Source organism: Gluconobacter sp. GP1, assembly GCF_032913585.1.
GTDB lineage: Bacteria > Pseudomonadota > Alphaproteobacteria > Acetobacterales > Acetobacteraceae > Gluconobacter > Gluconobacter cerinus.
Map to the genome: position 1 here is coordinate 457,720 of NZ_JASGXC010000003.1, position 23,771 is coordinate 481,490.

Consider the following 23,771-nt stretch of genomic DNA (forward strand, 5'->3'; position numbering starts at 1 on the left):
TGTGCCCCATGATGGCGGAAATGTCAGGTTGGGGTAGGGAAATGCTGCCCGTTCTGTTAAGGGTAGGCCCCATGTTTTCGGATCTGATCGGCCGGCTGAATGCCGCCTGTGCACGTCGTGCGCCACTGGTGGTGGTTCTGTTTGCGCTCCTCTGTGCGGGATGTGTCGCACTGAGTATCACGCGCCTCAGTGTGACAACTGATACCGGCAAGATGTTTGCCAGCGACTTGCCGTGGAAACAGCGGACGGACGAGATGAACCGTCTCTTCCCGCAGGATGACAATCAGCTCGTTGCCATCATCGACAGTCGCATTCCGGAACAGGGTCGGGCCACGGCACGGGCGCTTGCTGCGGAGCTCAGCAAAGACCACGAGCACTTTGAACTGGTTAGCCTCCCCGGCGACAACCCTTTCTACAACAGCCACGGCTTCCTGTTTCTGGACAAGAAGGACCTCGAGCCCCTTCTGGATTCCATTGTTTCTGCTCAGCCCTTCCTTGGAACCCTGGCAGCGGATCCTTCTGCCCGAGGTCTATTCGGCGCTCTTGGCCTGATCGGAGACGGCATTCAAGCAGGACAAGGCATTCCCAGTGGCTTCAACGGTGCTCTGGACGGCTTTGCGGACTCTTTGACCAAAGCCGCAGCTGGTCACCCTCAGGATTTGTCCTGGCAAAATCTTCTCGTTGGTCGTCTGGCAGAACTGGGTAGCCGTTACGAATTCGTCGTCACGAAGCCCAAGCTGGATTACAGCTCTCTTCAGCCTGGCGAAGGCGCCACGACGGCGATGCGCAAGGCAATCGATAACCTTGAGTTCGTAAAATCCGGTCAGGCCACGGGCAGCATCACCGGTGAGGTCAAGCTAAACGACGAAGAGTTTTCGACCGTGGCGCACGGCATGGTGCTTGGTCTGGTCGTTTCGCTGGTTCTGGTCGCACTCTGGCTGATTCTGGCCGTACATTCGATCCGCGTCATTGTCCCCATTCTGCTGACACTGATTTCAGGCCTTCTGCTGACGACCGGCTTTGCTGCGCTTAGCGTGAAGGAACTCAATCTCATCTCAGTAGCGTTCGCGATCCTGTTCGTGGGCATTGCGGTGGATTTTGCCATTCAGTACAGCGTCCGCTTCCGTGGACAGCGCAACGAAGATGGCTCCATGCCGTCTCTGCATGACGCCCTTGTTCTTACCGGACAGGAAAGCGGTGCCCAGATTCTGGTCGCGTCGCTTGCAACGGCTGCGGGCTTTCTGGCCTTCACCCCGACAAGCTTCATCGGTGTTGCTCAGTTAGGCCTGATTGCTGGCTTCGGGATGCTGATTGCCTTCCTGTGCACCATGACACTGCTCCCGGCCCTGCTGACGCTCTTCCGGGCGAAGCTTGGGAAAGGGGAACCAGGCTTTACGTTCATGGCGCCAGTCGATCACATGCTGCGTCACAAGCGTAGAAAGGTCGTGGGCGTGTTCGCACTTCTCGGGGTCGTGGGCGTTGCCCTGATGCCATTGCTGAAGTTCGATGCAGATCCTCTTCATACGAAGAACCCAAATACAGAGGGCATGCACGCTCTCCACCTTCTGGAAGATAATCCCCTCACCACCCCATATTTTGCTCAGCTTCTGGTCCCGAATGTTCAGGATGCGGCAAAGAACGCGGCGGCTTTCTCCAAGCTGTCGAGCGTCCATGATGTGCTGTGGCTGGGAGCGCTCGTCCCGGACGATCAGACCGACAAACTGGCTATGATCGAGGACACGGCTTCCATTCTTCTCCCGACGATTACCGTTCAGACACCCTCACCTGCACCAGACGCTGCGGCCATTCGTGCATCCGCTATCGCAGCAGCAGCCAAGCTGGACAGCGTGAAGGATCAGCTTCCTGCACCACTTGAGAAAATCCGCCAGGCTCTCAACACGCTCTCGACAGCCCCTGACGAAACACTGGTCAATGCCAGCCATGCCCTGACACGCTTTTTGCCGGATCAGCTCTCCATGCTCCGCACGGCGCTTCAGCCGAAGCCCATCACGATCGACAATATCCCAGATGACATCCGGAAGGATTACGCACTTCCTGATGGTCGTCAGCGCCTGACGATCCATCCGAAAGGACAGATTTCCGAGACGCCCGTCATGCACCGGTTTGTGTCCCAGTTGCGTTCGGTCAATCCGGATATCAGTGGGCCAGCCATGGAGATCACCGAAAGCGCGAACACCATCGTTCATGCTTTCACGATTGCCGCCATTTCGGCTCTGATTATGATCGGCATCATTCTTCTGGTGGTGCTTCGCCGCATTCTGGATGCAGCTCTTGTTATGGCGCCGCTCCTGCTGTCGGCTCTCCTGACTGTCATCCTGATTGTCACGGTTCCAGAGACACTGAATTACGCCAACATCATTGCTCTTCCCCTGCTTCTCGGGGTTGGCGTGTCTTTCAATATCTATTTCGTGATGAACTGGCGCGAAGGCATCAAGGGGCCGCTAACCTCTCCGACCGCGCGCGCTGTTCTATTTTCTGCCCTGACGACAGCAACGGCCTTTGGATCGCTGGCAACATCCGCTCATCCGGGCACTGCGAGCATGGGCCGGCTGCTTCTCATGTCTTTGGGCTGCACACTGATCTGCACACTCTTTTTCGTACCGGCGCTTCTCCCGAAACGTCCGATCGACGAAGCCTAAGTAGACATAGTTCGTCACTAATGTGAACGACTGACCGCAACCGTTTCTCCACTCACAGGTTGAGACCTTCATAACCATGAAGGATCTCTCCGTGAGTGCAGACCATTCAGGACTTCCGCGAGGTATCGACCATGTCGGTGTGACTGTACCCGACATCAACCTTGCCATCCGCTTTCTCGAAGCCGCACTAGGCGCTGTTGCGCTATACCGCAACATTACCCACACCCAACCCCAACAGGGTCCGCAGACAGAGAAGATACTCGGGCTGCCAACCGGCAGTGTGGTCTGGGAGATGTGTATGATGTCTCTGGGGCATGGACCTGGGCTTGAACTCTTTGAAATTCATGGCCCAGACCAGAGACCTGCCGTACGCGCCTGTGACTTCGGCGTACAGCACTTTGCCGTCTATGTTGACGATATTCATGCGGCCTGCACCCGCTTCACCAAAGCGGGTGGCGTGCTTCTGACAGAGCCACAGGGGCAGCCTTCTCTCGAAGCTGGCCCTGGTAACATGTTCTGCTACGGCCGTGCGCCTTGGGGCATGATTATCGAGCTTCTGTCCACGCCCTCACGCAGCCGTTTTGACGATATCGCCCCACAGCCTCGCTATCAGCCCCCAGCACGACATGAGGAACAATAAGCCATGCGCCCTATCTCTCTGCTTTTTGCTTTCGCTCTTGGCGTTACCGCATTTTGTCACGCGGCTGAAGCTGCAGATCCTGCACCTCCCACAGCATATTATTGGCACAACTGGACGGATCATAATGGCGTCAGCCATATGACGCGCTGTCCGTTTCACAATTACATTCTGAAAACCATGTCCAGGCCGGCAGGCCCGCAATGGCAGGACCGCCTCAAGAGCGGACAGGCTCAGATCATCTCCACCGTGCAACCCCCACATTGGGATGGAAGCTGGCACCCTGATCCGAAAGTCCAGTGGATCATTCCCCTCAAAGGCACATGGTACGTTACCGCAATGGACGGAACACGTGTCGAGATGGGACCGGGGGATGTTTCCTTGGGTGAAGACCAAATGAGCCGTAAGGACTCACAAGGTCACATCGGGCATTTTGCAGGAAATGTCGGCGATGATGCTGTGACACTCATGGTCATTCAGACTAATGAACAGCCGACCACAGATCAGCCATGCCGGTTCAAATAAAACCTCCTGTCAACTGTACTGTCTTTTCCTATTCGCTCGGTATTGAATTTTTCTCAATCGTCACTTTTAAAAAATGAAAGGAAAATACCGTAGACAAAATCGTTTTTTTTAAAGTGTTCGGTATCCGATAACAGATAAGGCTAATTTTCGTTAAATACATAATTTGAAATAAATGTGTTGTAATGGACACACCAAGAAAATCTCACTCCAAAATCGCATTGTTACCATTGCGCACAGGAGACATTTCCTTTCAGTTTTGTAATCGAAGATACATTGAGACATGAAATGAAGGGATATCTGCCAGCAATGAACACCTCTTTTCCAACGTTGGCCCGTCCGGGCTTTTCACTGAAACCCTCCCGGACTTTTTTGAAAATTGCCTTGCTGGCTGGTATTTCCTACACAGCGCTTCCTGTTCCTGAAGCCTGTGCAGAGACGACGACGAAGCATCTTTCTGCCGCTCACAAGTCTGCTGCGAAAAAAGCGGCTGCACCCCGTGCAACAGTGCAGTCCGCACGTCCTCAGACATCGGTTCAAGCCAAGCCCGTTACAGTTGCGCCTGTGTCTGCGCCCGTTCAGACAATTACGAATGCCAACCTCCAGCCAGGCACATCACCTGCCGCTGAAGTCGTTACCGTTACAGGAACGCGTCTTTCCCAAACGCGCCTGACGAACGTTATGGCTGGCTCAACCGTCGATGCTGCGCAGCTTCGTGCCCGTGGCTATACGGACATGGGCATTGCCCTGATGCGTGAGAACACCGCCTTCACGGTGGGTGACAACTCCCCTATCGGTTCACAGGGCAGCTTTGGTGCTGGCCAGTCGTTCGTTTCTCTTCTGGGCCTTGGCTCACAGCGTACCCTCACCCTCGTTGACGGCATGCGCATGGTGGGTGGATCAACCGCTTCCAACTATGGTGCAGGCTCAGGCTCGCAGGTTGATGTCAGTGCCATTCCGACATCCCTGATCAAGAAGGTTGATACCCGTCTCGGTGGCGCAGGCGCGGCTTATGGTGCTGATGCTGTTGCGGGTGTCGTGAACTACCAGCTCGATGATCATTTCAAGGGTGTTGATTTCAACGCACAGGGTAACTGGACGCAGAAGCTGGATGCGCCGCAGGAAAAGATTACGTTCAAGGCTGGCACAGACTTTGACCACGGCAAGGGCGGCGTCGTTTTTGACGTGGAATATCGCAATGCTGGCGGCATGGTCGCGAATGACCGCCCCTATACAAGAGGCAGCCTGTCCACCACCTACGCTCGACCTGCTTATGGCTCGACCACGCCATATGCCCGCGTACTGACGCCAGGCGTTCGTTTCCTGCAGAACTCGGTCACTGGTCTGCCGACCACAAGCGCCGTTTACGGTCAGCTTCCAGTCAAGGCAGGTAAAGCCGGATACGCTATTCCTAACGCCGCCGGACAGGCGCTGATGTTCAGCCCTAACGGCCAGTCTCTCGTGCCTATTACGTATAACTCTGCTGTGCAGGACGGACTTCGCGCTTCAGGCGGGAACGGCATCGCGCTGCAGGATTACAACCAGCTTTATGCGCCATCTGACAAGCTGAACCTGACCACGCTCGGCCACTATGATTTCACCGATCACCTGCATGCAACATGGCAGGGATGGTATGCCCGCGGAACAGCGTCCAGCCTGGTTGGTCAGGGTACCTGGAACACGCCTCAGTTCGATGACCCACTGAGCCTGCAAAGCTATCAGACGAACACGGTCGTCAATGGTGCGTACAAACTTAGCACGAACAATCCCTACCTGACGCCAGCCGTACGCGCGCAGATCGTCAATGCTCTTCAGGCGGCAGGAAAGCCGACGGATACGTTCTATCTGTCACGCCTGAACCAGGATCTTGACGCAGGAATGTATCGTACCACCATGCAGATGTTCCGCTTCCAAGGCGGCCTGAACGGTGATTTCAACGCAGTTGGCCGTCATTTCGAGTGGTCTGTGAAGGGTGTGTACGGCAAGTACATGAACGACACCTGGGAACCGTCTATTGCTACCCAGAACCTGACCAATGCGCTGAACGCCACGACGGACGCCAGCGGCAATATCGTCTGCTCTCCAGGCTATACAAACTCTACGGCAGTCACACGGAGTTCCACCTGCTCGCCGTTGAACCCGTTTGGTTATAACCAGATGACGCCAGCCGCCCGCGACTACGTCATTTCGGATGCGCATAGCAAGAACACAAACGCGCAGCGCGATCTTCAGGCAGAAATTCACAGCACGGTTGCCCACCTGCCGGCTGGTGATATCCGCTGGGATCTTGGCTACGAGCATCGTCGTGAAGGCTACAACTTCAACCCAGGAAGCTTCTTCCAGGGTGAGCAGCAGGCAGACGGAACCTACAAGCAGTACGGCAACTCAACCGCCATCCCCATTACGTCGGGCGCCTATCACACGCATGAAGTTTTTGGTGAGCTGGATATTCCGCTCGTTTCCCCGAACATGCATGTCCCGGGCGTTTACAGCCTGTCCGCAACAGCAAACGGTCGCTTCATCAACAACAGCATGACCGGCAACTACTGGACATACATGTTTGGTGGTGCGTGGTGGCCAACGCAGGATTTCGGTCTGTCCGGGAACTATGCCCAGTCCGTTCGTAATCCGTCCGTGACTGAGCTTTTTGCCCCCCAGAGCACGACCTACAATACAGCAGAAGATCCCTGCTCCATCGAGTACATCACCTCTGGTCCTGCGCCTGCAACGAGAGCAGCGAACTGCGCAAAGGAAGGAATTCCCAAGGGCGGTTTCAGCTCGAACATCAATTATTACACAGCGCAGGGCAAATCAGGCGGCAACGCAAAGCTGCAGAACGAGACGTCTCACAGCTACACAGGCACGCTGGATTTCCATCCGCACTTCGTCCGTGGCCTCGACATGACGGCCTCTTTTGTTGATGTCAAAGTCAACAATGAGATCACATCCCTGAGTGTCGGCGATCTGATGAATGCCTGCTATGATTCAGGCTCTTACCCGAACAACGCATACTGCAACTCCTTCAAGCGTGATTCGGACCACCAGGTTGAGAGCTTCACGTCCGGCTATTTCAACATTGCCAACCAGCATATGCAGATCCTGCAAGCGAACATCGACTACTATGTTCCGCTTCAGCGCCTCGGCCTGCCGCAGTCTGCTGGCAACATTGAACTTCGTGGAAACTATTCTCACTACCTGCGCAATCAGCAGACATATCTTGGCAACACATATCTCCTGAATGGTGATACGCAGTCTCCGAACAATCTGTTCACGCTGGACTTTAACTATACCCGTGGCCCGATTTTCTTCCAGTGGCAGACTATTTACTATGGCAAGTCCAAGTATGCCCTGCAGGTTTCAGACTATACGTACGAGCATAACAACCGACCGGGCTTTGCGTATTTCAACACGACGTTTGGATATCAGATCACCAAGAACATTGATGCCAACTTCATGATCAACAACATTACCGGTGCACTCCCCAAGTACCCCGGTACAGTCGATATGACGCGCTATTACGATGCCATCATGGGACGGTCGTTCCAGCTAAACATCGGTGCTCATTTCTGATCTTTCGATTTAGATATGGCACGAGAAAGAGGGGCTTCTGGCCCCTCTTTTTTTTGTGCTCTCAGCCCCGGAGACGTCACGAAAACTTCGCACTTGCGTGGGAGAGATGCTCTGTTTTCGTTGGGAAAATTCCGCTTAACTGGAAGCATGAAAAAGCTTCTTGCCAAGGCCTTTAGCGCGACCGTTCTGACCCTTATCAGCGGTTGTGCTTCAACGCCGCTTCAGCCGACGCCATGGATCGGGAAGCCAACTGTCATTCTCATCTCTCTAGATGGTTTTCGAACAGAATATCTTTCCAGAGGGCTGACACCTCACCTATTAGAACTGGCTCGGAATGGCGTTTCTGCTGAGGGTATGCGGCCTTCTTTCCCATCCATTACATTCCCTAACCACTACACCTTGGTGACTGGCCTCAGACCTGACCACCATGGGATTGTCGGGAATACAATGTATGATGCAGATCATCCCGGAATAAAATTCACCATGCAGAGCAAGGACTCTTATTGGTGGAATGAAGCTGAGCCAATCTGGGTCACCGCGAAACAGCATGGACTGAATGTTGGCACACTGTTCTGGCCTGGATCAGAAGCTATTATTCATAATATGCGGCCAGACGAATGGCTGCCTTTCCGTTCGCAGATGTCTGACAGCGAACGCGTGCACACACTGCTATCCTGGTACGACGCGCAACCTGCGAAGCGCCCTGAATTCAGTACACTCTATTTCAATATCGTTGACACACAGGGCCACCATTTTGGCCCTGACTCAGTTGAAGTTGAAGCTGCCCTGGAAGATGTTGACGATGGCATCGGGCAACTGATCGAGGGGCTGAAAAAACGTCATATTCCCGCTGATATTATAGTCGTCGCAGATCATGGGATGGCGTCCGTTGGGGAAAATCATATCATTCCCATGGATCAGATCGCGCCAGCCTCCTCATATCATTGGATCACGGGAGGCGCTTACGCCGGGGTAAATGCTGTGCCGGGAAAAACGGCAGTTCTGGAGAAAGCGCTCCTTCAGCCGCACTCGCATATGACATGCTGGCGCAAAGCTGAAATTCCGGAACGATTTCACTATGGAAAGAATCCCCGTGTCCCTGCCTATATCTGTCTTGCTAATGTTGGCTGGATGATTCAGGCCACTACTCCCGATAAATCTCAGAACCCGTATAAGGGCGCTCACGGCTATGATCCCGCAGCACCGCAAATGAGCGCCGTTTTCGTTGCGAATGGCCCGGACTTCAAAGCCGGTAAGGTGCTACCGCCCTTTGACAATGTCGATGTCTACTCTTTGGTGACGCATTTGCTGGATATTCCAGCGCAACCCAATGACGGCACACTCAAGACATTTCTGCCAGTTCTGAACACACCCTGAAAAAGCACAAAAAAAGCCGGGGCTGACCCCGGCTTAGATTTTCAGTTAGAGACAGGCTTACGCTCGCAGATCAAATTCTGCCTTGCCACCGCAATATTACACAATGGGTATACTTTTCAGTGGTTATGAGATCATAAATATTTGACGTTTTCTATGTACTAGTCTCCTGGGTACGAACTGCTATCAACAGGGATTTATTTCTGAATGACTCAGTACCAAAAATCTCACACCTGAACTGACACCAAGAATCATCTATCATCTAAACTTTGATCATTCTGTCTTTTAATTATTAGAATTTGAACGAAAATTAAATAAATATCACATCTATAAAGTTATTTATTTTATCCACTTCTCAACGCTTTTTAAGCAGAAATCCAGAAGCTCTTCAGCACGACCTTGATTACCAGCTTCAACATATAAACGTAATTCCGGGGCGTTCCCGGACGGGCGAAGGTGAATGATCTCGCCATTCTGGAAGGTCAGACGTAGACCATCTATTTCATCCACAGTCACCACAGAGCCACAGCAACAAACGAAGCCGAGAGCATCAGCAACACCTGAAATATTCTCTCGAAATGATTGAATCCGCTGCATGCTGCGCTCAGTAGGAATGTTTTTTAAACGATTACTGACAGTAAAGCGTGGCGGAAGAATTGTTAAAAGTTCTTTAAGATTACTCTTGCGGTCTTTTGCTGCAATTAGAGCGCAAAGCATTGGCAAAACGGCATCTCGTGTCGGAAGAGATTGAAGAGTTTTTCCATCCTGCACAATGTCACTAGCCAACAGGAACCCTCCATTAGCTTCATAGCCCACAGACGGAAGAAAACCTTCGGCAGCAGCAGCAGTCATCGCAGAGACAACAAATGGCGAACCAATCTGCGTTCGTCGTACAGCGGGAAAATACCCTGAAGTTTCAAGTGCCGTATTGCTGCTGACCGGGGTCGTGACGACAGCGGCACCCAGCTTCTTTGCAGCCAAAATACCTAGTATGTCGCCCCGTATCCAATTCCCTTGCTGATCAGCTAACAGTGGACGATCTGAGTCACCATCTGTAGTTAGGATGGCGTCATACGATCCCGTCTTTGCCCATTCATGCGCTAAAACGATGTCTTCCTCGCGCACAGCTTCAGTATCAACCGAAACAAACACATCTGAACGAGCCAATGGGACAGCCTTTCCTCCCAGCGCCTCAATAATAGTGACCATAACGTCTCGGCCAACGGCGGAATGCTGATACACACCAAGTGTAAGGCCCGATAAAGCGTGTGCTCCAAAAAAATTACAGTACCTATCTATATAGACATTGAGTACATTTTTAATCGGAGGAAGTTTAAAATCTATTGATAGATTATTTTCAAAATTAAACCAGCCCTCCGGTATGACAACCTCTTGCATCCGCATGGCGGATTCATCGCATTTAAGGAATTCGCCATAGGCCCGGTTGAACTTAATTCCGTTGCGATCATCCGGAATGTGACTTCCCGTCACCATTAGGGAAGGAATACCGTTCGAAAAGGCATACAGACTTAAAGCGGGAGTTGGTACAAACCCACAAAAAACTGGCTTACCTTGCATCCAGGTGATAGCTGCAGCACAAGCCTGCAAGATACGCGGAGAACTCGGCCTAAGATCGCCAGCAATTGCCACGGAGGTACCGGCAGAAAACTCTCCTACCGTTTGAAGGTACTTTAAATAACCAACGGTATAGGCGAAGCAAACAGCGTCCGTCATAGACACTACAAGCCCTCGAGCGCCGCTGGTGCCGAAGGCAACCCCTGACTGCGACATCCATTCTGAAATCTTCATATCTTAAGCCTGCTTCGTCTCTGAAGGTAACGCATGTATGCAATTCCAAAAAATTTACATGCGAATTTATATTAAAAAACATATCTACTACATGATAAAATATGAGAAAAATCCGCAAGGTAACCATCGAAAAATGTAAGCCCTGTATCCCCCATTGAAATTTTACGTACACCTTAATTAAATTTGGCACAGAGCGAGGGGAGAACTTATTGGAACAATAAAATAAATAGCTAGTGGCGAAATTAAGCATCTTCTCTCCTCGACTTTCCTTTCATCAAGACATCAATGAATTACCTTCCTACGTCTCCATTTTTTTTAAAAACCAGGTCGCGTTCACACAAGACCTGATCCAGAGTCTTGCGGCGGCTGTCACTGTCATAGCCCGATCAGCCTGCAGGGCAGTGGGGTTTAGAACAGGCAGCTTCATCAGGGCGTTTGCGGCTTTGTAGTCCGAGACGGCCTCCGGTAAAGATAAAGCCCAGAAGGTGTCCCTGATTGTCGCGTCGAGCATGGATTTTGCTCGTAAAGTCGTCGCGTGACCGGCTAAGAGCCTTCGAACGAGTATCAACCACGGTACTACTGTCGACCATACGTTGCCAGTTATCGGTCAGCGCCAGCTCTACCAGGGTTTGCAGCAGGGCATCTCACACACCCTGTTCTGCCCGACGGCGCAACCTGACATATATGGAGTTCCACTTGCCGTAGCAGCCACTCATGCATGTCCCGCCACGGACAACGTCCACGCTCGGAACGCAGAAGCAAACCAATTATCGCCCATTCCTGATCCGTCAGATCGCCTGGGCCATGCCTAGTCTTTCTGTTCGTTATTCTACAGGCATGAAGTAAATTAGATCTCAGGCAGCCTGTGTAGATCTTTTGTCAACGTGGCCTAGGCGTCATCCAAAGTATTTATACGGTTCTTCAATCCATCAATCTTTCTAGATCAGGGGCGCAAGAACGCTTAACCAACAATCCAAGGTCCGAAATAAAACCGTGACAGGATTACCTTTTTTTTGTTTTCATGATTTTTTATCCTTCGTCAGGACACACCTTTTGACATCTTTTAGGCGCCTCTGGTCCCTCTTCACACCGCGGACAAATACAACTCAGCCCACTGCTGTATGTAGACAACCGCCACCCGTCTCAACGAAAGATTTGCTAGAGGCCTGCCGACAGAAAGACTGGTCCCGCCTTATCAAACAGGAGGAGATTATCGATGTTCAAGCTATATGGAATTTACATCCTGAGGCCTGCCAGCAGTGGTTGACAACCCTAATCCGCGAAGCGGATCAAATGAGAGATGGTCAAGCTCCTGCAGGCGCCGCGAGGCTTTACCAAGCCGCCTTTTCGCTCGCACCTTGGCGCCTCGATCTTGGCATGCAACTTGGAAACATGCTCAAGGATAGCGGACAACTAGAAACTGCTGAGCTCATTTATCGCAGCCTTATCACACAAGCCCCGGAAGAGGCCGAAACCTACCTTCAGATCGGCCATGTCTACAAGATTCAAGGCCGTCGTCTTCTAGCGCTGCACCACTACCGCGAGGCCCTCGAACGCGATCCCCGTTGCGAAGCTGCACATCAAGAGCTTTTTCTTGCCGGGGATACAGCAGCGCAGCACGCTACGGCCGCAAACAGGCACCTCGCTCACGGAACAGAACAAGGACTTCACATCGCAGCAGCACTCGCTGATATGCGGCGCAAACTTGACGACATGGTTTCTATGCTACCTGAAATTTCTGCATTTAACGCATTCCCGAGCGAAGATTATGCGACTTTTCGGAAACTATTTCGCATCCCCGCCCCTCCAACTACCGCCTCGCGTCCCCTCATAGTTATCATCGAGCAGAGAGAGGTCTCCGATGCAGTCGCTGCGGCTCAGATGGCTGCGCTAGGATGCATGCCGTCCATCACGAAGCTTTATACAATCGGCGCGTCACCTCTGCTTCGGGAGACGTGGATCACGAGAATGCCACAGGGTCTTTCTGTCATCCACTTACCTGATGACACCTCCCTCCCCGCAACCCTTGCTTCACCTTCTGTTGACGGCCAGGCGTCAAAAAACATCCTTCTGATTGGTGCCTATTGTATTCCTTTTTCTCTTCTCCCTGACTGGATCACCTACACCTTCGAGACCAGCAATTGCGATATTGTGTTCTTCGATGCCGAGAGCCTAACGCCATCGACCTCCAACAGCACTCTATTTGAAGCTACGGCGCTCCTGCCGCACCCCGGCGCAGATGCTATCTGGCTCGAGCAGGAAAATACGGTCGGACACGCCATTGCCTTCTCCGCAGATCTATGGCCGGATTATCGCGGAAAAAATCCTGCTGAGATCGTTCGCAATGGGCTAAAAACCGGGCGTCGTATCGCTCATGTTCCCTACCCTCTCGTCGCTAGCCCCCGACTTTCAGACATACCCGTTCGCAGTAGCCCCCACCCCTTGCCAGAACAATTCGTCATTCATGATCTACCGGAACCCTGTACGATCATCATCTGCACCCGTGACAATGCGGCAGATTGCTGCAGGATGGTGGACAGCCTGTTCGCAACAGCCAAGCATCCCGAACGCATCCACTGCCGGATCGTGGATAACGGCACAAAAATTCCGGAGGATCTGGTCCTTCTCCAACAACTTGTCTCGCGTCATCATGGCGTAACTCTTTTAAGCGACCCCTCTCCCTTTAATTGGTCTCGTTTGAATAATAACGCCGTCGCCGGGATCAGCACGCCCCACCTCCTGTTCTGCAACGACGATATGCAGATGCTATCGAAAAACTGGGACATGATACTCGCTGGTCTTCTTCGTGCTCCTGCGACGGGGGCAGTAGGTGCCCGACTAATCTATTCCGACGACACCATCCAGCATGCCGGCGTCCTTTTAGGATGGCAGGGCTCCGTGATTCATGACGGCCTCTATGAACCGCGAGACAACAACGCCCATTTCGGTCGATGGCAATGCACCCGACAGACTTCTGCCGTCACCGGAGCATTTTTAGGTGTGCGAACCGATATCTTTACTGCCTTCGGCGGCTTTGATGAGATGCGGCTCCCCATCAACTACAGCGATATCGACCTGTGCCTACGTCTCCAAAAAAATAACATGAAAATCCTCTGGACGCCCCTCATTGAGGCCCGTCACGATGAATCTGCCTCTCGGGGACTGGACCATCTGAATCCGCTTCGGCATTCTCTTGCAACAACAGAGCGCGTAGCGTTTGAAAACATCTGGGGAGCTAGGAAGCTGAGTATGGATCCTACCGTTAACCCTATCTGGGTCGATGCGACACTTCCATTACGTTTAATTCGACCCGTTTCTCAGGCCGTAGCTCTTTGCCATATTCGGAAAACATAAGTCTTTTTCCCACCTTAAAACAAAAATTCATCCCTGTTTTTCGTTCTTCCGGATGCTTTACAGAGTGGCCGTAGCAGGATCCTGATCATGATTTTTCCATTCAAAAGCTCCCCTCGCCTTCGCGAATTGGCTCAAAATGCAGACAGGGCCAGGGACGCGAAACAGTGGCCAGAAGCCGCTTTAGCCTACCGTAATGTTCTCACCCGATACCCTAATCGGGTGGACATGTGGATCCAGTATGGACATGCCTTAAAAGAGAGTGGCTACCTCGTGGATGCCGAACTGGCTTACCGACAAGCTATTCAGCGCGATGCGGCAAAGTCGGAAGGATATATTCAGCTTGGGCACGCTCTGAAACTTCAGAATAGAAGAGATGAGGCAGCAGATGCCTACCGTGAGGCACTGCGCCATGACCCTGACGGAGCAGTGGCCACTGCGGAACTCTCAGCACTTTAATCTCTGATTTTCCCATTTTCGTAAAAAAACCTGTCTTTATCTGAAAGCGGATCAGGCACTTTATAATGCAAAAAATTTTTTCCCTGTCTGAAATCGATGCCACCGACGTCAGCCACAGCCTCATTTCCTTCGATATTTTCGATACGCTCGTCTATCGGCGATATTTAGAGGTCAATGAGGTTCATGATCTTACGAGTGCCTATGCTCTCAGCCTTCTGGGACAATTCGGCAAGGAAAATCCGGGAGCTCTGACGCTCACGCGATACGACATCACAAATGCGATGAAAACCGCTGCACACGAACGTGTCGAAGAACCAACCCTTGAGACCGTTTGGAGCCGCCTTTTCACTGCCCGCATTGGCCATACGGAAAAAGCCCTAACGTTGGGCAGGAAAGTGGCTGCCTTCGAATACGAAATTGATCGCCAGAACCTCTATGCTGTGGACGGCGCCATCCAAATGCTCGCAGCGCTTAAGGCGCAGGGTAAGACAGTCATTGCCATTTCGGACATGTACTTCTCTCAGGCCGAGATCGAAGGCATTCTGCTACAAACAGGACTGGCGCAGCATATTGATCGCGTCTTCGTGTCCGCACACGAAAACCTTACAAAACATTCAGGCAATCTTTTCTCCCACGTCTGGAAACAGTTTGGCATTTCCCCAGCAGACACCCTGCACTTGGGCGACAATACACATTCTGACGTCGCCGTTCCCACCAGCCTTGGTGGCAGTGCTATCCATGTCGCTCATGCCCCCTTGCTCCGGATCCAACGTCCGGACTATGGTCGCCGTCCCGATATCCACATGGAAATCGGCGATCTTTCCAAACTCTTCCTTTCCCAGCTATTGCTTTCCGCTCAAAGTGACCGCAGCGACAGGCTTTTCTTTCTGAGCCGCGACGGCTGCTTGCTTCACAAGGTGCTGGAAAAGTGGAACTCGCCGCTGTTCCGCAACTTTTTCACCCCGATCCGCTCGGAAGACCTTTTCTTCAGCCGTGCCGTCACTTGTTGGCTAAACGTCAATTTTCAGGATAAATGGCTTCTACAATCGATCGGCCATGCGTTCTGGCTACATCAAGGCAAGGCAACAGCCCGACAGATTTCCGACATGCTCGGTGTGGACGCAACGCCCTCTACCTTAGACAAAAACAAGGTCTACGCCTCCTCGACCGACACATTCACGGTCCTAGACGCCTATGAAGCATCAGGTCTGGTCGAGGATATTCGTAAGTCCCTCCTTCAAAAGCGCGCCATGGCCGCATCCTATCTAAAAGATGCTGGCGTTCTAGATCATCGCAGCGTCCATGTCTGTGATGTTGGGTATTCCGGAACAGTAGTGCGGGACCTTAACACCTTCTTCCTTCAAGAAGGACCGCAGGGTTTAGGGGGATCAATTCCGCAACTGCATTTCCACTGTATCTCCAGTAATGCCAACTATTCAGGAAATGCCCGAACCGCACTTCCACACGTCGTTTTTCAGAAAGACGTAATCCTGCATGATGGTCTTCTCCCAAGCGAACTGAAGGACAGCTTTGCGTGGCTGGAGATGTTTTTCAAACATCCGCTGTACGGCCCCCTAATCGGCTATCGCAAGGACGGCGACCGGACCGTGCCGTCCTATGACGTCGCGGCGGAAGAGGATCCCCACCATCCCTGCCATCTGATCCTCAACACTATTACATCCGACCCTTCGGATATCGTGCTGCTCTGGATGAGCGCCGTCGGGTTCTGGTCCCAGTTCACATCTCCCCTGATCGAGCGCTTCCTGAACCCGGACGAGTCCACGATCGAGCAAATGCTGAGTGACGTGTACGAAGTGGATGCCGTGAGCGGGAAGACCCGCAGCGTCGTCCTCGTTGCGCCGGAGCTTTCAGACGAGGAAATCCGCCATCGCGCCGAGCAGGAGGATTACTGGATCCCCGGCTCCCTCGTCGCATCACGCATGGCACGGACAAAATCGGCATTCGAGGCAGACACCGAGCAAAAGTCTCTCGTCAACAAACTGCGCGCCCTTGCGCATAGTGGCGCCGAAAGAAAAGGCGGCAAACAGGCGGACAGGAATCAGGACGCTTTCGATCCGGTGTTCTACCGCCACTTCTATCGTGACCTGAGCGCCCTGCCCAACGACCGCGCCCTCGAAGATCACTACTTCACTCACGGTAAACTGGTCGGCCGGTACGGGTCGGAAGTCATGATGAAAAGGGAACAGGCTGCTCTTGAACAGAGTCTCCCGCGAGATTTCGACGCTGGCGCCTATTTCATGGCCAACCCCGATCTGCCGGTCACCCAGCCTGTTTCGTGGACAGCCACCCGGCATTACCTCAACATCGGAGCGGCCCAGAAGCGCCCGTACCATTATCATTTCCCCGGTCTGGACGAAGCCTTCGAGGCTCTCCTCGCCACGAATGAGATTTCCCTAAGTGACGCCGAGCGAAAGGATTATCTGAGTGGCGTTCCCGCCCGGATTCTGCTTCTGCGTCGTCTGGGTGCGATCAGCGCGCCGTGGTTCACCATGCTGGACCTACAGGAATTCAGCGCGCTCAACTTCGAATGGTGCGGCAAGCCCGCCTCGGCGGCGGAAGCGATTCTGACCTTCCTGAAAGGCGGCATCGAGCGTATCGCCCCGCTCTCGGTCTCCGTGGCATTCGACCCGGACTTTTATCGCCGCCAGTACTCGGATGCGGCCGATCTGTCCGACGTTGATGCCTACCGCCACTGGCTGGAGGCTGGCAGCCTCATGCACCGTGCCCCGTCTGAGGAATGGGCCCTGCAGCACATGATCGGCCAGCGGACCTACCCCACGGCCTTCCACTGGGATCTTTTTCAGGCCACCGACCGGGCGCGCTTCGCCCGATCCACGCGTCTCGACCTGCTGGATGCCTTCCTTTCCAGCGCCGCGCCCCCGCGCGATGATCTGGTGGGCGGCCCGGGCGCCGGAGACCTCTGGACCTGGCGCGCAGCACGGGCCCAAGGAGCAGGCGACCAGCATCTATCCACGGAATGTCTACGCGAAGCCGCCCGTGTCGAGCCGCATCGCGGCGTTTTCTGGCATACACTGGGTGACCGGCTTCAGTCACAGGGAGATCTGCACGGAGCTCTTGAAGCCTATACACGCTGCCTGAAGACAGACACACCGAACCGCTGGAGCCACATCAACTGCATCCGCCTGTCGGCAGATCTCGGCTTCTACGAAAAAGGCCTGGAGCATCTCCGCGCCGCCCAGGCAGCCTGGAAGGAGATGCAGCCCTGGCGCGAGGCCCGGACCCATCTTTTCATGCGCTGGTTCGATCACGCCGCACACCACAGCTACGACAGAATCACGCAGGACGACATCCGGGCCAGAACCCACCCTGACGCACGCTTCCTCGCGTTCATGAACGCCTTTGTTTCCACCGTGGCATCGATAGACATCCCGGCCCCACTGACCGTTGCCCGGACAGACGGGCCGATCCTCATCCTCTCGGGATCCGGACTGTCCGAAAGAACCCGCTGGGAAGCATCGCTGCGTGTCGCACCGGAGGACGCGAGACAGGTTATCGTCTTCTCTCGTGAGCAGGTCGCCCTGTTCGCTGAAAGCCTGCCCGGCGCCTCCGTCGCCCTGTACCACGAGGTTGAGACCGACGGCCTGATCGTCGATACCCTGCTGCGCGCCAAGGCCCTCGGCGTGCGCAACATCTACTGGGCAGGACCTCTGGGCCGGGACAACACGGGCGAAGGCCCGGACCTGTCCGATCTGGCATGGAGCGACTTCCTTTTATCCCGCGACAGCCGGGAAACCGGACGGACCCTGCGCTCGATCCATGCGGCCACGATGTGTGACGACGTGGTCCTCACCATGCCTTCCCTCATCACCCGCTTTCACGATCTCGGCCTGCGTCCCCGTCTTGGCGTGTCCACGCTGATGGACGCCCTCGCCGACATGCCGGCTGCCGCAGAAACAGCGCCGGGAAAAATCCGCATTTTCTGCTCTCTGGCGGGCCGACCGGTTCGTGTGTCTACGGCAGACGAGGATGCCTATGCGCCACGGATCGGACAGAAGGCTCTCCTGAAGGCACTCGACACCCTTCTCGAGACCCATCCGGATGTTTCGCTTCTTGTGGAAGGCGTCGACGCCGCCCTTCCGCTTCCCATCCGCAATTCCGCGCGTGTCGAGCGTCTTGGGAGTGAACTGACATCGGATCAGCGCCTTGCCGCCCTGAGCCGCTGTGCCATCGCCCTCGACCTGCGCCACATCCCCCGCGACCAGCGTTCGCTGGCGGATGAAGCAGCATGGTCCGGCATTCCGTGCCTCGTGCTCTCGGACAATCCCGCACTGGGCAGCGCATCAACACCGGGCTATGCCAAATGGGCCCAGATTTCCGAAGTCCTGAAAGCCTGGATCGGCCAGCCCCAGACGCTGGAAGATGCCACCCGCGCGGCCCGTACACACTTTGAGGAAGCTGTTTCCCCGGTGCCTGTCGCCTGGTCGCCCGTTCGGGCGATTCCGGCCGTCAAGGCCAGGCCACGTATCCTGTTCGCCAATCTTTTCGCTCCACCCCAGACCACCGGTGGCGCAACACGCGTCCTGTCGGACAATGCAGGCTACATGCTGGCTCACGCCGGTGACGATTATGATTTCGCGATCCTGGCATCTGATGACGGGAACAGTCATCGTGGCGTCACACGCGTTGACAGCTGGAAAGGCGCACCGGTCTTCCGGATCGCTACGCCCCAGGAAATCGACATGGACTGGCGGACCTACAATTCCGAAGTCGATGCCCAGACACGCCGCATCATCACCCTGTTCAAGCCGGATCTGGTTCACATCCACTGCCTGCCGCGCCTTTCCGTCGCGGTAGCCGAGGCATGCCGCAGACTAGGCATCCCGTACGTCATCACTTTGCATGATGCATGGTGGCTGTCGGACTTCCCTTTCCTAGTCCAAGAAGACGGGGAACCGGCCCGTCTCAGCGTCGATCCGGCAACACAGTCCTATTCACACCGGATAGGCTTACCCCGTAGCATCGAACGTGCGGCCCGGCTGCGCAGCGTCCTACGCCACGCGCAGGAACTACTGGCAGTTTCCGAGGAGTTTGCGCAGATTTATCGTCAGGCGGGATTCCGTGTTTCCACGATCGCCAATGGCGTATCGGCACTGGTTCCGCCCGTTCGTGCCACCCGCAAGGGTCGGGTCCGACTGGGCCATCTGGGTGGACTGGAGCACCACAAGGGTGCCTATCTCGTTGAAGCCGCGCTGCGCAGCCGGCCCTTCCAGAACCTCTCCCTGACCATTCTCGAACATGCGCGAGATCCCGGCTCTCCGCTCGAAACGCGTTGGGGTAGCACGCCTGTCACCATCCGGGGCAAAGTCCCAGCAGACAGGATCGCCACACTTTATGGAGACATGGACATCTTGCTTGCCCCGTCCACTTGGCCGGAAAGCTTCGGTCTGGTGACTCGCGAAGCCGCACAGTGCGGCGCATGGGTCATTGGGAGCAATCAGGGCGCCATGGGCACTGATATCGTCGATGGCGTAAATGGCTTCGTGGTCGATACGACCTCGCCCGCGGATCTCGTCCGGGTCCTGGAAATGATCGACGCCGACCCGGAACGTTACCTGACGTCTCCCCCACAGCCGGACACACCGCTCCGTCATGCCGATGATCAGGCGCGGGATATCCTGTCCCTTTATCGTACCCTTCTGGCTTCCCGCCCATGAAACCATGGCGGATCGACCGACTGTTCCGGACGTCTCTCCCTGCGGATCACCATATCCGTCAGGGAAACGCCCATAACGGCGACCGGAACTGGGCACAGGCCGCCCAAGCCTATCAAGCAGCGCTGACGGTCGATCCGGGGCTGGCGCATATCTGGATCCAGCTCGGCCACGCCTTCAAGGAGCAGGGAGATCTTTCACAGGCCGAACAGGCCTACCGTCAGGCAACTCTTCTCTCGCCGCACGATCCCGATGGCTGGCTTCAACTCGGTCATCTACTGTCCCTCGCAGGCAATTTCCGCGACAGCCTCACCGCACTGGAAGAAGGCCAGCGCATCTCCGGCGACCCCCTCTTCGCGGCGGAGGACATCGCTGCCCTGCGCGAGCGCCAGAAGCAGCCCAAGCGTTCATGGCGACAGCCGGAATGGGTGACACCCGATATTACCGCGCTCTGGACCAGCGAGGGCTTCTGCCACGCCGGGATGGAACTATTCGACCCTTGGGCCTACTGGCAGATCAATCCTGAAGTGCGCCAGATGTTCAGAACCCCTGTAGCTCTGGACCTCGTGCGGCATTTCTGCACGTCCGGTGTTTCAAAATGCCTCCCCTTCAGCCTCATCGAGAGTTTCGATCCCGATTTTTATCGCAGGTTCCGTCTGAACGGCATCGCCTTCACGGATGCCGGCGCTTACCGACACTGGCTCACCACCGGTATTGCACAACACGTCCCTGCGAACGAAAAACGCTGGATCCAGAGCCTTCTGGGCGACCGGATCACTACGCTCGAAGACGTGGATCCCCTCCTCTCGTCGGCCTTCCGGGACGAAAACGCCGCCACCCATACCCGTCGCACCCTGGTTGAGGGCTTCATCTCCGACCTCCTCACCGACCCCGAGCGCCCCGTCACGCCCACACCGCGCAACGCTCCCCTCCTGCACGCCATCGCATGCCGTGGTGAAAAGGGAAGCGCTCTTCATCAGAAGGGAGCCAGACGACTACGGGAAAAAATTTATCTCCATGTCCCAACCTGCCGTCAGAATACGCGCGCACTCGCCTTTATGCTGGCTTCACAGAACATGGAAGGATCGGCGCTTCCATTATTGAAGGATCTGGTTCGCCAGCCTCACGAAGCAGCCGTGACATATCTGGTTCTGGCACGTTGCGAAGACCATTTAGGCGAACGGAAAGCAGCTCGAACGACTCTGTACGCAGGTCGCGCGTCACATGCCGGCGAACCTGCTCTGCGCCATACGCTCAGAACCCAGGAAGAACAGGACCTCCAGCAAGCCTGGAGAGAGGCACTGGCGTTAGCTCGAATCGGACGCATAGCCGACGGGCAGAATATCATTCACGATTTCCTAAATGAGATCCCATTTCGGCTGCCTTTTCCAAAAGCACTCAGGCCACGTACCGGAAAGATTGCCATCGTTGCCGAGATGAGCCTTTCCCAGTGCCGTCTTTATCGTGTGGAGCAACGGCGGGATCACCTGCTGACTGCGGGGTACACTGTTGAAATTTTCAATGTAGATAGTGATCTCGATGCCTTCACCGCAGGAATTTCCGCTTTTGAAAGCGTAATCTTCTACCGGACGCCCGCATGGCCCGCAGTCATCCACGCCATCCATCTGGCCCGCTCCCTCGGCCTCACCACGTTCTACGACATCGATGATCCGATTTTCGATGCCGAACTCTACCCTGAACCCTTCGAGACCTATGGCGGCACCATCAGCCAGGAAACCTATTACGGCCTGGCACTGGGCGCTCCGCTGTTCGCAAAGGCCCTGAGCCTGTGCGAATACGCCATAGCCTCCACAGAACCTCTCGCTGAGCGGATGCGACGCCATCACAATGGCGAAGTCTTCGTCCAGCCGAACGGCCTTGGAGAGGCGCATGCAATCGCAATGCGGCGTCACGGCAGCAAATCTCCCTCTCCCGATCAGCCCGTGACGATCTTCTATGGCAGCAACACGAAAGCAAACCGTTCAGAAATCGTTTCCGTGCTCGAGCCGGCCCTGGCGCGGATCCTTAAAAAATATGGCCAGCGGGTCCGGCTCTGCATCGTCGGCGAGCTGCCCGAGGACAGCATTCTCACGGACCTGAGGGGAAACATCACGCTTCTTCCCCCTTTGCCGGATGTGCAGGCCTACTGGTCCCTTCTCTCCTCGGCCGACATCAATCTCGCCATCCTTGGCCAATCCCCCACGACCGACACAAAAAGCGGCATCAAATGGCTGGAAGCCGCAATGTTCGGCATCCCCTCTGTCCTTAGCGACACCGCCGGCTACAGGGATGTTGCCAAAGAGAACGAGACCGCTCTCTTCGCCACGGACACCAACAGCTGGGTACGGGCGCTGGACCAGCTCGTGGCAGATCAGGCACTGCGGACCCGGATCGGAAAAGCCGCCTATACCCATGCCCTCACCACCTACGGCGCCACCCCGCTCGCCAGCCGTGCCAAAACACTCATGGAACGAGCGGCACCGTCAGACACGACAGCACGGCACCGCATTCTCGGCGTCAATGTCTTCTATCCCCCCCAGGCCATCGGCGGAGCCACCCGGGTCTTCCACGACAACCTCAGCGACCTTTCCACTCCGGAAGACAAACGCTTTCTGTTCGAAGTCTTTACTTCCCAGGCCGAACCCGACAGCGAAAAACTTCGGGTTTACGCGCAGGATGGTATCCTCGTCACATCGGTCGCCCCTCTGGATGTAGACGACAAGGACCGTATCGCTGAAGACCCCAATATGGTCACGCAATTCCGCAAGGTGATCGAACGATTCCGTCCCCACCTCGTGCATTTCCACTGCATCCAGCGCCTGACCGCCGGCATCATTGATGTGCTCCTTGAACTGGGCATCCCCTACTGCATCACTCTTCACGATGCTTGGTGGATTTCGGACCGACAGTTTGTCATCGACGAACTCGGGCAGCCGCGACTTTATAATTACTCTTCGCCTCTTGAAACCCTCGAACGGTGCGGTGCAAAGGCCGTGGCACGCATGGAGAGTCTGCGCGACAGGCTCTTTGGCGCAAAAGCTGTTCTGGCCGTCTCGGAAGCGTTTGCAGAACTCTATCGTGCTGCCGGGGTCCATCACGTCCAGACCATTGAAAACGGTGTCAGCGCCCTTACGCCCCGTCCACGTCTCCGCGAAGAATCCGGGCGTATCCGTTTAGGCTTTATCGGAGGCCTGGCACGTCACAAGGGATGGGACCTGATCCAGATTGCCCTTCGGGAAGGAAGTTTCCACAATCTCGAACTTCTGGCCATCGATCATGCGATGTGTCCTGGCGACGAGCGGACAGATGTCTTTGGGCAGACGCCGGTCGTTTTCCGCGGCAAAATGTCCCAAAATGAAGTGGCCGATCTCTACGCGAGCATTGATGTCCTGCTGGCTCCCTCGATCTGGCCGGAAAGTTTCGGGCTCGTCACCCGCGAAGCCGCGCTTTGCGGGTGCTGGGTTATCGCATCGGACCGAGGCGCTATCGGTGACACCATCAACAACAATATCAATGGCTTTCGGATCGATGTGTCCACCACAGCAGATCTACGCCGTGTCCTGACGCTGATCGATGAGTCCTCCACCCGCTTCAGGCAGCCTGCTCCAGAACTGAAAATATCCCGGACTGCACGCGACCAGGCACAGGATCTGGGCGTTCTGTACGAAAAGCTTCTTCAACCCGGAGAGACCTAAA

General features: G+C 55.0%; 10 protein-coding genes. 9 read left to right on the forward strand and 1 reads right to left on the reverse strand.

Going from position 1 to position 23,771, the window contains the following annotated elements; genetic code table 11:
* Positions 1-71 precede the first annotated feature (71 nt).
* From R5H23_RS10285 to R5H23_RS10305, 5 genes are all read left to right on the forward strand, one after another.
* The gene (locus tag R5H23_RS10285; RefSeq protein WP_317215344.1) at positions 72-2,660 is read left to right on the forward strand and encodes an MMPL family transporter; all 2,589 of its coding nucleotides are present in this window, start codon (positions 72-74) and stop codon (positions 2,658-2,660) included.
* Between the two features lie 91 nt (positions 2,661-2,751).
* Positions 2,752-3,300, forward strand: a complete 549-nt coding sequence (locus R5H23_RS10290) for a VOC family protein (protein WP_408874346.1) — start codon at positions 2,752-2,754, stop codon at positions 3,298-3,300.
* Between the two features lie 3 nt (positions 3,301-3,303).
* Positions 3,304-3,822, forward strand: a complete 519-nt coding sequence (locus R5H23_RS10295) for a cupin domain-containing protein (RefSeq protein WP_317215346.1) — start codon at positions 3,304-3,306, stop codon at positions 3,820-3,822.
* 306 nt (positions 3,823-4,128) lie between these two features.
* The gene (locus tag R5H23_RS10300; RefSeq protein ID WP_317215347.1) at positions 4,129-7,389 is read left to right on the forward strand and encodes a TonB-dependent receptor; all 3,261 of its coding nucleotides are present in this window, start codon (positions 4,129-4,131) and stop codon (positions 7,387-7,389) included.
* Between the two features lie 147 nt (positions 7,390-7,536).
* Positions 7,537-8,766 carry an ectonucleotide pyrophosphatase/phosphodiesterase gene (locus tag R5H23_RS10305; protein WP_317215348.1) on the forward strand — a complete coding sequence of 410 codons (1,230 nt, stop codon included), beginning with the start codon at positions 7,537-7,539 and terminating at the stop codon, positions 8,764-8,766.
* 336 nt (positions 8,767-9,102) lie between these two features.
* Here the strand turns inward: R5H23_RS10305 and R5H23_RS10310 are convergent, their stop codons facing one another.
* Positions 9,103-10,572 (reverse strand): phosphomannomutase, encoded by a 1,470-nt coding sequence (locus R5H23_RS10310; protein ID WP_408874347.1) that lies wholly within the window; start codon positions 10,570-10,572, stop codon positions 9,103-9,105.
* A 1,293-nt stretch (positions 10,573-11,865) separates the two neighbouring features.
* Between R5H23_RS10310 and R5H23_RS10315 the strand changes: the two genes are divergently transcribed.
* From R5H23_RS10315 to R5H23_RS10330, 4 genes are all read left to right on the forward strand, one after another.
* The gene (locus tag R5H23_RS10315) at positions 11,866-13,926 is read left to right on the forward strand and encodes a glycosyltransferase (RefSeq protein WP_317215349.1); all 2,061 of its coding nucleotides are present in this window, start codon (positions 11,866-11,868) and stop codon (positions 13,924-13,926) included.
* Between the two features lie 87 nt (positions 13,927-14,013).
* Positions 14,014-14,382 (forward strand): tetratricopeptide repeat protein, encoded by a 369-nt coding sequence (locus R5H23_RS10320; RefSeq protein WP_317215350.1) that lies wholly within the window; start codon positions 14,014-14,016, stop codon positions 14,380-14,382.
* 65 nt (positions 14,383-14,447) lie between these two features.
* The gene (locus R5H23_RS10325; protein ID WP_317215351.1) at positions 14,448-20,078 is read left to right on the forward strand and encodes a glycosyltransferase; all 5,631 of its coding nucleotides are present in this window, start codon (positions 14,448-14,450) and stop codon (positions 20,076-20,078) included.
* On the forward strand, positions 20,075-23,770 hold the full coding sequence (locus R5H23_RS10330) for a glycosyltransferase (RefSeq protein ID WP_317215353.1): 3,696 nt from the start codon (positions 20,075-20,077) through the stop codon (positions 23,768-23,770). Before R5H23_RS10325 ends, R5H23_RS10330 begins: the two co-directional genes overlap by 4 nt.
* The last annotated feature ends 1 nt before the right edge of the window (position 23,771 follow it).

What these genes read in the sequence shown, in the direction of transcription:
- R5H23_RS10330 (WP_317215353.1), top strand. Translation starts at nt 20,075, where the DNA reads ATGAAACCATGGCGGATCGACCGACTGTTCCGGACGTCTCTCCCTGCG.
- R5H23_RS10285 (WP_317215344.1), top strand. Translation starts at nt 72, where the DNA reads ATGTTTTCGGATCTGATCGGCCGGCTGAATGCCGCCTGTGCACGTCGT.
- R5H23_RS10300 (WP_317215347.1), top strand. Translation starts at nt 4,129, where the DNA reads ATGAACACCTCTTTTCCAACGTTGGCCCGTCCGGGCTTTTCACTGAAA.
- R5H23_RS10295 (WP_317215346.1), top strand. Translation starts at nt 3,304, where the DNA reads ATGCGCCCTATCTCTCTGCTTTTTGCTTTCGCTCTTGGCGTTACCGCA.
- R5H23_RS10305 (WP_317215348.1), top strand. Translation starts at nt 7,537, where the DNA reads ATGAAAAAGCTTCTTGCCAAGGCCTTTAGCGCGACCGTTCTGACCCTT.
- R5H23_RS10310 (WP_408874347.1), bottom strand. Translation starts at nt 10,572, where the DNA reads ATGAAGATTTCAGAATGGATGTCGCAGTCAGGGGTTGCCTTCGGCACC.
- R5H23_RS10320 (WP_317215350.1), top strand. Translation starts at nt 14,014, where the DNA reads ATGATTTTTCCATTCAAAAGCTCCCCTCGCCTTCGCGAATTGGCTCAA.
- R5H23_RS10325 (WP_317215351.1), top strand. Translation starts at nt 14,448, where the DNA reads ATGCAAAAAATTTTTTCCCTGTCTGAAATCGATGCCACCGACGTCAGC.
- R5H23_RS10315 (WP_317215349.1), top strand. Translation starts at nt 11,866, where the DNA reads ATGAGAGATGGTCAAGCTCCTGCAGGCGCCGCGAGGCTTTACCAAGCC.